Raw genomic sequence first — 12,319 nt, 5'->3', positions numbered from 1 at the left:
CGGGGCCGCGTGCGAGACGCGCATCGGCCTCCGGCGAGGCCTCAATCGAACAGCGCGTCGATGTCGGTCTGGTCGACGTGGCCCGGATCATCCTCGAGCTTGGGGCCGTTCAGCAGCGACGCCTCGTCGTTCGGATCGATCGTCTCGGTGCCCGCGCCCAGGACCTCACGGAAGCCGTCGAGGCCGCTCCAGGCCTCGAGCACCCGGTCGAGATGGTCCTCGACGAACTTCATCACGTTCACGATCTTGCTGATGCGTTGACCGGTCAGATCCTGGAAGTTGCAGGCCTCGTAGGCCACCACGACGCGCTCCAGGATCACGTCGATCCGCTCCTCCGCCACCTTCGGCAGGCGGGCGGCGCGCATCATGTTGGCGCTCTGCTCGATATCCTCGATGGCCGTCAGCAGGGTCGACGTCGCGTGTTCGGTGGATTCCACCACGGCATCGAGTTCGTCGGCCGCGCGGCGCATGCCCTTGCCGGAATGCTCGGAGCGGTGGAGGGCGGCGAGTTCCGCCTTGGTCCGCGTGATCGCGTCCTTCATCAAGTCGAGGTCGCCGCGCATCGCGAAGGCTTCGCTGAGCTCCCGACGGCAGGCCTCCACGGTCTCGCCCGCGCTCGCCTGGGTGATCTTCCGCAGATCCTGGATCGCGCTGAGGATCTCGTCGAGCCGCGGGCTGTCGGCCGCTCCCGCCTCGGCAGCCGAGGGCGCAGCGGCCTGGGGCAGGCCGAGGCTCTGTTCGATGCGATAGCGTTTCTGGATCATCGGGTCGGCCGGCTCGGGATCGTCTGGTGCCGACTATGCGATCAACTGGTTTCCAGACCTTCAACGGCGGGCGTCGCTTCGGCCCGATCGCCCAAGCCTTAATCGGGGATTCACGCTAGTCGCGAAGCAGCGGGGAGAGGCGGGGGCGACGCCCCGATTCACCATGTTCGTTCACCGGATCCGCCGTTGCCCGGCGGGATCGTCGAACCTGCGCGGGCCGGTTCTCGGCCTATGGGCGCGGGAGTTCACAGGCGATGCGCGGACGGATGCTCGGACGGACTTTGGGAACCATGTGCGCGGCGGCGGTCGCGACGGCGCTGGCGGCGGGAGCCGCCAAGGCCCAGAGCCGCTACGCGGAGCCGGGCGCCTATGGCGGCGGCCTGATCGAGTACCTCGTCACCGGCACCGCGCAGCCCCTGCGGGCGACGGCGCCGACGCGGCGTGCCTCGACCGATCCGCGGGACGTCGGCACCTACGGCGGCTGGACCTCGAATCCCCAGGCTGCCGCCGCGACCCAGCGCTACGCCGCGCTTCCTCCGGCCCGCGATCCCTATGCGGGGCAGGTGCCGCGCGAGACCTATCCGGCCGAGGACCGCATCGCGCGCGGCATCGATCCGCGCTACCTGCGCCAGGAGGTCGCCTTCGACGGATCCCAGCGCCCCGGCACGATCGTCGTCGATACCCCGAACAAGTTCCTCTACCTCGTGCAGCCGGGCGGACGGGCCCTTCGCTACGGGATCGGCGTGGGACGGCCGGGCTTCTCCTGGGCCGGAATCAAGACGGTCAGCCGCAAGGCGGAGTGGCCCGACTGGACGCCGCCCGCGGAGATGCTGGCCCGCCGCCCCGACCTGCCGCGCCACATGGAGGGCGGCCCCGCCAACCCATTGGGCGCGCGCGCGCTCTATCTCGGCTCCTCGCTCTACCGCATCCACGGCACCAACGAGCCGCACACGATCGGCCAGTCCGTCTCGTCGGGCTGCATCCGGATGATGAACGAGGACGTCACGGATCTCTACGAGCGGATTCCGGTCGGCACGCGCGTCGAGGTGCTGTGATGACAGGACGGGGCGGCAATTTTCCCGCCCCGTGCCGACGAAGCGCCGCGGCGTTCCCCGAAAGCTCCCGACTTGGCATCAGGTCGGCATTCTGAGCGATGACCGATCCCGGGCCCGTCATCGCTCCCGGCATCCGAAGCCGGCCCGATGACGGGCCTCGGTCTGTCTCCGGATCGCAGACGAGCCCGCGCACGGGGTCGATCGTCCTGAAGCCCGGCAATGGAGTGCGGTGGCAGTGATCCACCTTTGCCCCTCGCACCGGATGCTCCTTCGCCTGGCGCGGCAGGATGACCGGGGCCCGGACCGCCGGATCCGCTCGAGCTGCGCATCGTGGACCAGCCAGCCCGCCGCCTGACAGAAACGGGCCGACCCCGTCGTCACCGTCGCGCCCGTGCATCCCGGTCGACGCGACACGGTCCACCGCCGGCGGGGCCACACCGTCACGTCCCGACGCGACCTCGCGCCGTCTCGCGCAATGCCGAACTTTCCTCCGACAAGGGTTCCGTAGAAGCGGACAACGCGTCGTTATGAGGGGCGACAAATCCACACGCTCCCCCCCTGGACAAGGGATTCGGCTGTCGAGAGACCTCTTTCCGAACGGAGCGGTGGTGGGCCCGGCAGGACTCGAACCTGCAACCAGACCGTTATGAGCGGTCGGCTCTAACCATTGAGCTACAGGCCCCACGTTCTACAGACGCCCCGGAGGCATAACCGAGCGGGGGACTTCCGTCACCCCGCATTCGCCGGATCCCAGCGCCCTGAAGGATCGGCTATCATCGACGCATTCCGTCTGGCAGTGCTGGGTTTCGTGTCTTGAGTTTGATTGCCGACGCTGTGGCCTGAATTGTCGGAGTTGCGGCAAGCGACGGGACCGGCTGCTGGCTCGCAAGAACGGGACGACATTTTCCGAGGACCGAAGGCGATCCCCAAAAAATCACCGTGGTAACGGTCGGTCGAACGCGTCGTTCGTCGGCAGGCGCGTCAGGGGTTCTCCGCAGGGCTCACCAACCTTGCGCACGCGGCCTGTTACGCTCGATTGCGGATATCGATCGGATCGGAACCGCCAGAGGCGCCCCCGGGCGCTAATCGGCGCCCGGGGTCCCGGATCGATCTCAGGCCCAGTCGCTGTCGTCGCCACCGCCCATGTCGCCGGCGAAATCGTCGCCGCCGCCGCCGTTGTCGAACCCCGGATCGGGGAAGCCGCCGCCGAGCGGTGCGCCGAGATCCTGATTACCGCCGGCATCCGAGCCGAAGTAGTTGTTCTCGACGATCGTATCGCCACCGCCGCCGAGCCCGGCCGCCGCGGCGCTGCCGAGGCTCGAATGGCCGCCCGCGAAGGCGTTGGAGAGAGCGCTCCCGAGCAGCATGCCGCCCGCCGCGCCGGCCGCCATCGGCAGGGCGGTGGCCAGGAAGCCGCCGCCGCGCGCGGGCTGCTGCGGCTGGCCGCCCCAGGGGCCGCCTTGCTGCTGCGGGTAGCCCTGTTGCGGGTAGCCCTGCTGCGGGCCGGGTTGCTGTCCATAGCCGGGCTGCGGCTGGCCATAACCCGGCTGCCCGCCCCAGGCGCCGCCCGGCCGCTGCTGCGGCTGAGGCTCCTGGCGCTGCGAGCCGCCCCCGAAGATGCTCGACAGGAACCCGCCGCCGCCGGAGCTCTGGGGCTGCGCCTGCTGGCGCGCCTGCTCCAACTGCTGGTTGAGGCTCTTGATCGCCTCCTCCTGCACGTAGATCAGTTGGGCCATCGCGTAGGGCGCGTAGGGCTGGGCACGGAGCTTGTCGGCGATGAAGCGCTCGGCATCCGCGTCGCGGGGCTGGCTCGAGGCCTGCTCCAGGCGCTGGAAGATGCCGGAAATGACGTCGCGTTCTTCGCTGTTCATGGAGTCGTCCTCCTCGAATCGACCCGCTTCGACCGATGGGCCGCGCGGACACGAGACGACATGGGGAGGTGCCCCGTTTTTTGTCAGGGGGCGCGCACGAAACTTTGCGGTGGGCGCCGCGGAAACGGCCGGATCGCAGGTGTGGACACAGCGAGCACAGACGCGAAAAGCCCGACCTTGCGGCCGGGCTTCGCGCAGGCTTGGCCGGGTTCGGGCGGGCCTGAGGCCCGCCCCGATCGGGTCTTAGTACGAGCCGAACTTGTAGTTGATGCCGGCGCGGACGACGGCGAACTCGGTGTCGTTGCGGCGGTTGCCGCCCTGGACGAGGGTGACGCCGGTGCTGCCGATGCCGACCGGGATGCCGCTGGCGCCGACCGCGAAGAGGCCGTTGTTGCGGTTGCCCTGGTCGAGGTTGACGTAGAGGCCTTCGACCTTGAGCGTCACGGCCGAGGAGCGGAAGAAGTTCAGGAAGGAGTCGGTGGGCAGCGCGTACTCGACGCCGCCGCCGGCGGCCCAGCCAGTCTGGAAGCTGTCGGTGCTGGCGTTCGGCAGGCCGAACTGGCGCCCGCCGCCCGAGCCGTAGGCGAAGCCGCCGGTGGCGTAGACCAGGGTGCGGTCGAAGGCGTAGCCGAGGCGCCCGCGCACGGTGCCGAAGTAGTCCAGGCTCGACAGGCCGTTGGGGTTGAACACCAGGGCGTTGAAGGCGATCGGGTTGGTGGCCGAGAAGCGGTTCCGGTTGCGCCCGAAATCGGCGTACTGGGCGTCGGCCTCGATGCCCACCACCACGCCCGAGCCCGGGGTGAACTGGTAGTTGTAGCCGACCTGACCACCGCCGACGAAGCCGTCGCTCGAGCTGGTGCCCGGGAAGGCGATCACGCCGTTATAGGCGGCCGGGGCCTGGAACACGGCGTAGCGGTTGGGCACGGCCACCACGGTGGCGGTGTTGTTGTCGTTGGCGCCGAAGCCGTAGCCCGCGTTGAAACCGGCGTAGAAGCCCGTCCAGGTGAACACCGGAACCGGCTGGAACACCGGCGGAGGCGCTGCACGGCGCGGCAGGTCGGCGGCGAGCGCGGAGCCCGCGACGGCGAAGGCGGCGAGGGCGGTCGCGCCCCGAAGCATGGACTTGATCATCTGGTCCTCCAACACGGCGGCGCGGCGACGCGAGCCGGCACGCTGATCGTTCGATCTCGGCAGTCTCAGGGGCGGCTTATGCCGGCAGCGCACCGACCGTCCGTGGACGGTCCCTTACGGTGACGCTGCTCTCTGCTCCCCGAGCACCTTGCAACGAGAACGTATCCGAATGGTCAAGGTTCCACGGCAAAGCTTGTTTTTCGCGCTTCCAGACTGACAGATTGTCGCAGCCCGGTGAGGTCCGGGCGCCGCCTCACGGCAGCAACGTGATCGCGGAGATCAGCCGGCCGTAATCGGGCTCGCCCCGGTGGGTCGTGCGGCGGAAGCTGTAGAACCGCTCGGGATCGGCGTAGGTGCAGAGATTCAGCGCGGCGGCCTCGCCGATCCCGGCCTCGGCGAGTCGGGCCAGGATGAAGCCCGGCAGATCGAACTGCGCGTGGCCCGCCCTGCGGCCCTCGCCCAGGAACCGGTCCATGCCGGGCGCCTCGTCGCGGAAGCGGGCGACGAAGTCCGGCCCGACCTCGTAGGCCGCCTGCGCGATGGTGGGGCCGAGGACCGCGACGATGCGGGTCCGCTCGGCGCCCAGCGCTTCCATGGCCTCGACCGTCGCGGCGACGACGCCCGTGAGCGCGCCCTTCCAGCCCGCATGGGCGGCCCCGACGACGCCGTTCTCGGGATCGGCGAACAGGATCGGCCCGCAATCGGCCGTGGCGATCCCCAGCGCGAGGCCGGGCACCCGCGTGACCATCGCATCCGCCTGCGGGCGCTCCGCGAACGGCGCCTCGACGGTGACGCAGGTCGCCGAGTGCACCTGGTAGAGGCTGACGAGCCGGTCGTCCGGCAGATCGAGATGCGCGCACATCCGCGCCCGGTTCTCGGCCACGGCCTCGGGCAGATCGCGCGAGCCGAGCCCGCCGTTGAGCGAGGCGTAGAGCCCCTCCGAGACGCCGCCTTGCCGGGTGAAGAAGGCGTGGCGGAGGCCGGCATGGCCGCCGAGTTCCGGGGCTTCGATGAACATGCGGATGATTCCAAGCCCTTCCTGACGACACCGGCTTCGATAGCCGAACCGCCAGGCCCTGACGACCGTTGTTCGCACAGGAGGGATCCGCTGGCGCGGAGCCCCGAACGCGTGAGATCGATCATGGCGCAGAGGATCAAACCCGACCGGCCGATCTGGCCCTCGCTGCCCGAGATCGGGCGCCCCGTCCCCAAGCCCGCCTCGGGCGTCGCAGGCCCGGTCCGCTCCACGGGCCGCGAGGCCGATCCGGCCACCCGCCGGGCCGCGCCCGCGACCGGCTCGCTGCCGGGCTAGGCTCAGCCCGGTCCGAGGGCGGGCAGCGGCCCAAGGGCCGGGTCGGCGAGCCCCAGGACCTTGAACAGGCTGCCCATGCCGGGGCGGACCGGGTCGGTCAGGCGCGCCGCGGCCGCATCGATCGCCGCGGCCTGCGCCGCGCTGGCCCGCGCCTTCAACCGCTCCGCACGGGCCGGAAGGCCCATCGTGAGGAGGAAGTCGCGCTGGTCGACCGGTCCGTGGACCGCGGCACCCGCATGGGCGGCGGCGCGGGCCAGCGCGCCGAAATCGACGTGGGCGGTCAGGTCCGCCTCGCCCGGCGCCGCCAGAGGGTCGACGAAGCGGTGGCGGGCGAGCGCCTGCAGGGTGTCGCCGAAGCCCGGGCGGACATGTCCGTAATCGATGGCGAGCAGGGCTCCGCCCTGCGCACGCAGGCGCTGCCCCAGGCGTCGCACCAGATCGAGCGCGGCGCCCGGCACCGCCAGGACCGCGCCGTCCGGCGCCTCGGCGGCGATCTCGCGGCTCGGCTCCGGCGCGAGGCCGAAGGCGAGGCCGCCCTCGGCTGAGAGCCCGACGACCCGCTCGCACCAGCCGCGCGGCGTGCGCACGAACTGGCGCACCGGCAGGCAGTCGAAGAACTCGTTGGCGACGAAGAGGGCGGGGCCGTCGGGCAGGGTCTCGATCGCGTCGTGCCAGACCGGATCCGCGCCGGCGAGGTTTTGGGCCTGCGCCGCGCGCAAGGGCGGGCTCGTCTCGACGAGATGGAGGTCGAGCGCGGCGCCCGGCGCGGCGGCCCTCAGGGCCCGCAGGGCATCGGCCATCAGGGTGCCGCGGCCCGGCCCGAGTTCCACCAGGGCGAGGCGCGCGGGCTCCCCCATCGCGGCGCGGACGAGCGCGAGCCAGACCCCGATCAGCTCGCCGAACATCTGGCTGATCTCGGGCGCGGTGGTGAAGTCGCCGCGCGTGCCCAGCGGGTCGCGGGTGCGGTAGTAGCCGTGGAGCGGGTGGCCGAGGCAGAGCGCCATGTAGCGGTCGACCCCGATCGGCCCGGTCTCGCGGATGAGCGCGGCGAGCTCGGCGGTCAGCGGCGTGCCGTTCACGCCTCGACTGCCGTCCGCTCCGGGCCTGCGGCCGCCCCGACCGGGTGGCGCGGGCGCGTGACCCCGCGGGCGGCCAGCACGATATAGGTCAACCCGATGAGCGCCATCGGCACGCAGAGCAGCATCCCCATGGTGATGCCGCCGCCGAGCGGTCCGAGATGATCGCCGAACAGGAAGCCGAGCTGCCGGTCGGGCTCCCGGAAGAACTCGCAGCCGGTGCGGGCGACCGCGTAGCCGAGTACGAAGATGCCGCCGAGGAGCCCGGGCTTGCGGAAGCCGAAGCGCGAGACGGCGAGCGCCATCACGATGAAGAGGAGCAGGCCCTCGGTGGCCGCCTCGTAGAGCTGGCTCGGGTGGCGCGGCAGCGGCCCGCCGCTGGGAAACACCATGGCGTAGGCGAAGTCGGGCGCGACGCGGCCCCAGAGCTCGCCGTTCACGAAATTGGCGATGCGCCCGAAGAACAGGCCGATCGGCACCACCACCGCGCCGATGTCGAGGAGCGTGTAGCCGTTGAGCTTCCGCGCCCGGGCGAAGAGCAGGAAGGCCAGGATCGCGCCGAGGAACCCGCCGTGGAACGACATGCCGCCGTTGCGGATGGCGAAGATCTCGATCGGGTCGGAGAGGTAGAGCGGCAGGTTGTAGAACAGCACGTAGCCGATGCGACCGCCCAGGACGACGCCGAGCGCCACCCAGACCACGAGGTCGTCGATGTCGGTGATGGTCGGCCGGCGCACCACGCCCCAGAGCCGGTCGGCGAGCACGAGCCGGCGGGCGTAGTACCAGCCGCCGATCAGCCCGGCGATGTAGGCCAGCGCGTACCACTTGATGGTGATCGGCCCGATGGCGAGGGCCACCGGATCGATCGCGGGAAAGGGCAGGGCGAGGAGCGGCGGCATCGGCAACGGCCTCCGGGCATGATGCCGGCGCATTGGACGCGCCGGCGAGGATGCGTCAACCCACCCGCGCGCAGGGCTCGGCGCCCCTGAGACGCGCGCCGCCGCTACGGAGCTTGGCTCGTACCGAGGGACGCGCGCAACCCGGCAGGGCTCGGCGCGCGCCCGTTACTGCGAGCGCCGTCCGAACGAGACGGCGTAGGCCTGGACCCGGAAATCGATCAGCGGATCGTCCGAGACCTCGATCCCGTCGGGCAGCGCGTTCGGCATGAACAGCAGGGCCTTCTCGGCCTCCTTGCTGTCCGCCACGGGCTTCGTCAGCGTCAGCGTGCCGAGATCGGCGACGCGGCGTGCGTCCGGCCAGGGCTTCGAGGCATCGTTCGTCGGGTCGCCCGGCTCGGCGAGCTGGGCGAGGACCCGGAAGCGCACCGGCGCTTTGGCGACGCGCGAGCCGATCTCCCCCATCAGATAGTCCTTGTCGCGCTTGGCCGCCTCGTCGGCCGACAGGAATTCCTCGCCGTCCACGGGCTCGATCCGGTAGCGGAAGGCTTGGCGCTTGCCCGCCTTGTCCACGAGGATGAAGGCGTTGACGCCGTTGTAGGTCTGGCGGGCGAGGCTCGTGGGCGGGCGCGCCGTTGCGCCGGCCTTGCCCGCGGCCGGATGGGCGGCGACGAAGGTCTCGGCCGGCGTCGGCTTCGGGGCGTCCGGCCCGCTCTTCGCGATGGCCAGGAGCAGGTCGCGGAACTCCTCGCCGGTGGCGACCGGGAAGTATTTCAGCGCGTTGGTGACGACGTCCATCTCCGATCCGTCGGCGAGCTTGAACTTCAGCGACAGGCCGTGCGGGTTGGCCGGGGCAGCTCCGTCCGAGATCATCGGCAGGCCGGTGGAATCGGAGAAGCGGACCGTCACCGGCACGGCCGGGCCGGCGAAGACCGAGGCCTTGCTGAGCGTGGGCGCCTCGCCGCTCGGGGTGAAGCTGCCTTCCAGAACCGTACCCTTGGCGTGGTTCGCCCGGATGCCGGGATGCCGGCCCCAGAGCGCGTTCATCGCGTCGACGGTCTGCTCGGCGGTGCTCGGATCCTCGGCGTATGCCGGCGTCGCCAGGGCCAGCTCGGCGAGCAGGCACAGACGGAGCGTGGTGCGATGCATGTGGTTCCCCATTGCGATCGGCCGACCGCCGTTGCGGAGGGCTGGAGCAGGACACAACCACAAGCTATGCCGTCAAGGGATTTTCAGCAGCAGGAATCCGTGTCCGTCCGGTCCGGCCGCGTAGGCTGCCGTGCCGTCCGGGGCGGCGGAGACCCGATAGCCCGCCTTCCGGATCGCGGCGGCGCAGGCGGAGAGATCGGGAACCGCCAGGACGAAGCGACTGCTCGCCCGATCGCGCGGGCCGTACGGAGCCGGGCTCGGGCGAGAGCTCGCAGGGCGTCTGTAATGCAGCACTTCCACGTGCGGCGCAGGGTTTCCCCGCGGCGCGAGCGCCACGACATCGACCTCGGGATCGGCCAGACCGTCGAGCCTGGCCTGTTCGGGACCGGTGTTGAGGCCGCGCTGGACGAGGCGCAGGCCGAGCGCGCCCATGAAGAAGGCGAGCGTGGCCTCGAGATCGGTCACTGTGATCGCCGAATGGTCGATGCCGAGGAACAGGCCGGGTGCCGAGGCCCAGGCCTGCGCGGCGGGCCCATCGGGAAAGTAGATCAGCTCGACCGGGTGTCCGTCCGGATCGCGGACCTTGTAGGCGGTGACGCCGCCCGATGCGGCCGGCAGGGCCTGCGGACCGTTCCGGCTGATCGGCACGGGCCCGACCCGCGCGAGCTGCCGGCTCGCGGCCTCCATGTCCCGGACCGGGATCGCGATGTGCTGAAAGAACGGATCGGTCGCGGCCGGGTCCGCGGGGTAGGGCGCGCCGGGCGGGTCGAAGGCGACGAGCGTGAGGCTCTGCGCGCCGAGGCGCAGGCGCAGGCGCCGGGCGGCGACGCCCGCGCAGCCCAGCGCCTCGCGGATCGAGGCCGGCACGGGCTCGGGCGGCCCCTCGGCCGCGAAGCCGAGGCCGTCGCGGTAGAACGCCTCGGAGCGGCCGAGGTCGGCGACGGTGCGGTCGATCGCGATGATGGCCGCGACGCTCACACCAGCCGGGCTCCGCGCACGTTGAGGTAGATCGCCATCAGGCTGTGCGAGACGCAGAGGAACAGCCGGCTGCGAAAGCGGCCGCCGAAGGCGAGATTCGAGACCAGGGCGGGCGTCAGCACCTTGCCGATCAGGGCGCCGCCGGGGTCGATGCAGTGCACCCCGTCCCCCGCGCTCGTCCAGAGGTTGCCCGCCTCGTCGCAGCGAAAGCCGTCGGCCATGCCGGGCTCGACCGTGTGGAAGACGCGACCGCCCGACAGACCGCCATCCTCCGCGACGTCGAAGACCCGGATGTGGCGTTCCGGATCGTCGGCGAATTGCAGCCCGGTCTCGGCGACGTAGAGGCGGCGCTCGTCGGGTGAGAAGCACAGGCCGTTCGGCCCCAGGAAGTCGCCGGCCGCCACGGTGAGCGAGCCGTCGCGCGGATCGAACCGGTAGACGTTGGCCGGAAGCTCCGATTCCTGCTTGCCGCCCTCGTAATCGGTCTGGATGCCGTAGGGCGGGTCGGTGAACCAGATCGTGCCGTCCGACTTGCAGACGATGTCGTTGGGCGAGTTCAGACGCTTCCCCGCGAAGGCGTCGACCAGGACGGTGACGGCGCCGTCGAGCTCGGTCCGGGTGATGCGGCGGAACCGGTGCGAGCACGACAGCAGCCGGCCCTGACGGTCGCGGGCGTGGCCGTTCTCGAAGCCGGCCTGCGCCCGGTAGACGCTCACGCCTCCGCTCTCGCTCCAGCGCATCACCCGATCGTTCGGCACGTCGGAGAACAGCAACTCGTCGCGATCGGCGAACCAGACCGGGCCCTCGCACCAGCGGAAGCCCTCGGCCAGGGTCTCCAGCGGCGCGTTCGGCAGGACGAAAGCCTTGAAGCGCGGGTCCGCGATCGTGAAGCCATCCATCGGCCGCGCCCTACCGGAACCGCCCGGGCCGGTTCACGGTCGGCTCCACGTCGAGGCCGGTGACGATCATGGTGCAGGGCTCGTCGCCCACCGTGCCGGAGAGATGGCCCTTGCGCCCGTCGCGGAGCCGGGTGTTCTGGTCCTCGCCGAACATCAGCTCGCCCGGCCCCATCTCGACCCGGGTGCCGTCCATGGTCTCGACGAACCAGCGCCCGCTCAGCACCGCGATCCACTGCGGCTTCGGGTTCTCGTGCCACTCGCCGACCCAGCCGACCGGGAGGACCGTGAAGGTCACGCCGGCCTGGGACGGATCCATCTTGTCGTTCCATTGCGGGGCCACGTCCGGCCCGACGCCCTGGAAGCGGAACTCGGAGAGCCAGAACCGCGCCTGCCGGCTCACGCCCGCGTCGTCGGTGTAGACGTGCCAGTAGGGCATGCGGGGTCTTGCGGGTTCCGACATCTGCCGATCCTCACGGGTTGGCGCTGGGCGGGGCCGACCAGGGCCCGGACGAGAGCGGGTGGCGGACCACCTCGGAGGCGGGTGCGTAGGCCCCGCCGATCACCACGAGGAGAAGCCCGCCGACGAGGCCGAAGTTCTTGAAGAAATCCCAGAAATGCGCGCGGCCCTCGCCGCCCTTCGACCAGAAGCCCGGGAATTCCCAGAAGCGGTGGTAGAGGACGGCCGTCACCGCGCAGAACCCCATCAGCACGAAGGCCGCGGCCCGGTCGTACCAGCCGGTCACGATGAGGACGGGCGTCACGGTCTCGACCACGATGCCGAGAACGAGGAGCAGGCCCGGGAAGGGCAGGGGACCGGAGCGGGCCTGCCCCATCGCCTCGTCCCAATGCATCACCTTGTCGAGCGCGCTCGGCGGAAACATGCAGACGAGGCAGACCTTCGCGATGAGCGGCACCGCGACGAGGTTGAGCCACGCGCCGAAGCCCATGCCGACATCCATCGCGTTCCGCCTCCCAGCCCTCGTCCGTTCCGGCAACGCCGCCGTCCGGCCGAGGTTGCCGCCGGCTTTGCTGCATTGCGATGCAGGACCGGCTGCACGGGCGCTCGCACGATCCCGTGACGGCCATGCGCGAACCTGTCGGGCCCCGGAACGGCACCGGTCCGGCTACGTTGCCGCGATGTCATCCCGCATCGCGTGACGCCCGGACCGCGGATCCCGCGCGGTGGGC

Annotated in this window: 13 protein-coding genes and 1 tRNA gene; 2 read left to right on the top strand and 12 right to left on the bottom strand. The window is 71.0% G+C overall.

Annotation, left to right across the window (positions count from 1 at the left end; genetic code table 11):
• Window positions 1–41: 41 nt before the first annotated feature.
• Window positions 42–764 carry a chemotaxis protein gene (locus ACS5RC_RS09610; protein WP_478343631.1) on the bottom strand — a complete coding sequence of 241 codons (723 nt, stop codon included), beginning with the start codon at window positions 762–764 and terminating at the stop codon, window positions 42–44.
• A 254-nt stretch (window positions 765–1,018) separates the two neighbouring features.
• Between ACS5RC_RS09610 and ACS5RC_RS09605 the strand changes: the two genes are divergently transcribed.
• On the top strand, window positions 1,019–1,819 hold the full coding sequence (locus ACS5RC_RS09605) for a L,D-transpeptidase (RefSeq protein WP_478343630.1): 801 nt from the start codon (window positions 1,019–1,021) through the stop codon (window positions 1,817–1,819).
• Window positions 1,820–2,425: 606 nt separating this feature from the next.
• On the opposite strand, the gene ACS5RC_RS09600 is transcribed toward ACS5RC_RS09605, so the two are convergent.
• From ACS5RC_RS09600 to pgeF, 4 genes are all read right to left on the bottom strand, one after another.
• Window positions 2,426–2,501: transfer RNA gene (locus ACS5RC_RS09600), tRNA-Ile, on the bottom strand.
• A gap of 430 nt (window positions 2,502–2,931) precedes the next feature.
• On the bottom strand, window positions 2,932–3,690 hold the full coding sequence (locus tag ACS5RC_RS09595; protein ID WP_478343629.1) for a DUF2076 domain-containing protein: 759 nt from the start codon (window positions 3,688–3,690) through the stop codon (window positions 2,932–2,934).
• A 243-nt stretch (window positions 3,691–3,933) separates the two neighbouring features.
• Window positions 3,934–4,818 carry an outer membrane protein gene (locus tag ACS5RC_RS09590; RefSeq protein WP_478343922.1) on the bottom strand — a complete coding sequence of 295 codons (885 nt, stop codon included), beginning with the start codon at window positions 4,816–4,818 and terminating at the stop codon, window positions 3,934–3,936.
• A 256-nt stretch (window positions 4,819–5,074) separates the two neighbouring features.
• Window positions 5,075–5,839, bottom strand: coding sequence for a peptidoglycan editing factor PgeF (pgeF, locus tag ACS5RC_RS09585; protein ID WP_478343628.1), 765 nt, complete (start codon window positions 5,837–5,839; stop codon window positions 5,075–5,077).
• Between the two features lie 123 nt (window positions 5,840–5,962).
• Here pgeF and ACS5RC_RS09580 point away from each other — a divergent pair, with 123 nt between their 5' ends.
• Complete coding sequence (locus ACS5RC_RS09580) at window positions 5,963–6,133, top strand: hypothetical protein (RefSeq protein ID WP_478343627.1); 171 nt, start codon at window positions 5,963–5,965, stop codon at window positions 6,131–6,133.
• 2 nt (window positions 6,134–6,135) lie between these two features.
• On the opposite strand, the gene ACS5RC_RS09575 is transcribed toward ACS5RC_RS09580, so the two are convergent.
• The 7 genes from ACS5RC_RS09575 to ACS5RC_RS09545 form a co-directional block, all read right to left on the bottom strand.
• The gene (locus ACS5RC_RS09575) at window positions 6,136–7,212 is read right to left on the bottom strand and encodes a class I SAM-dependent methyltransferase (protein ID WP_478343626.1); all 1,077 of its coding nucleotides are present in this window, start codon (window positions 7,210–7,212) and stop codon (window positions 6,136–6,138) included.
• Entirely contained in the window at window positions 7,209–8,108 is a 900-nt protein-coding gene (lgt, locus tag ACS5RC_RS09570) for a prolipoprotein diacylglyceryl transferase (RefSeq protein ID WP_478343625.1), read from the bottom strand. The genes ACS5RC_RS09575 and lgt overlap by 4 nt, the downstream gene beginning before the upstream one ends.
• Before the next feature lie 165 nt (window positions 8,109–8,273).
• Complete coding sequence (locus tag ACS5RC_RS09565) at window positions 8,274–9,254, bottom strand: catalase family peroxidase (RefSeq protein ID WP_478343624.1); 981 nt, start codon at window positions 9,252–9,254, stop codon at window positions 8,274–8,276.
• Between the two features lie 72 nt (window positions 9,255–9,326).
• Window positions 9,327–10,232, bottom strand: coding sequence for a VOC family protein (locus ACS5RC_RS09560; protein ID WP_478343623.1), 906 nt, complete (start codon window positions 10,230–10,232; stop codon window positions 9,327–9,329).
• The gene (locus tag ACS5RC_RS09555; RefSeq protein ID WP_478343622.1) at window positions 10,229–11,131 is read right to left on the bottom strand and encodes an SMP-30/gluconolactonase/LRE family protein; all 903 of its coding nucleotides are present in this window, start codon (window positions 11,129–11,131) and stop codon (window positions 10,229–10,231) included. The genes ACS5RC_RS09560 and ACS5RC_RS09555 overlap by 4 nt, the downstream gene beginning before the upstream one ends.
• Window positions 11,132–11,141: 10 nt before the next feature.
• A complete protein-coding gene (locus tag ACS5RC_RS09550) occupies window positions 11,142–11,591 on the bottom strand; it encodes a cupin domain-containing protein (protein ID WP_478343621.1) in 450 nt (149 codons plus the stop codon).
• Window positions 11,592–11,601: 10 nt separating this feature from the next.
• A complete protein-coding gene (locus ACS5RC_RS09545) occupies window positions 11,602–12,090 on the bottom strand; it encodes a DoxX family protein (protein WP_478343620.1) in 489 nt (162 codons plus the stop codon).
• Between the last annotated feature and the right edge of the window lie 229 nt (window positions 12,091–12,319).

The sequence above is a fragment of the Methylobacterium sp. HJ2 genome (assembly GCF_056431005.1).
This window is presented reverse-complemented; position numbering and strand designations above follow the sequence as displayed.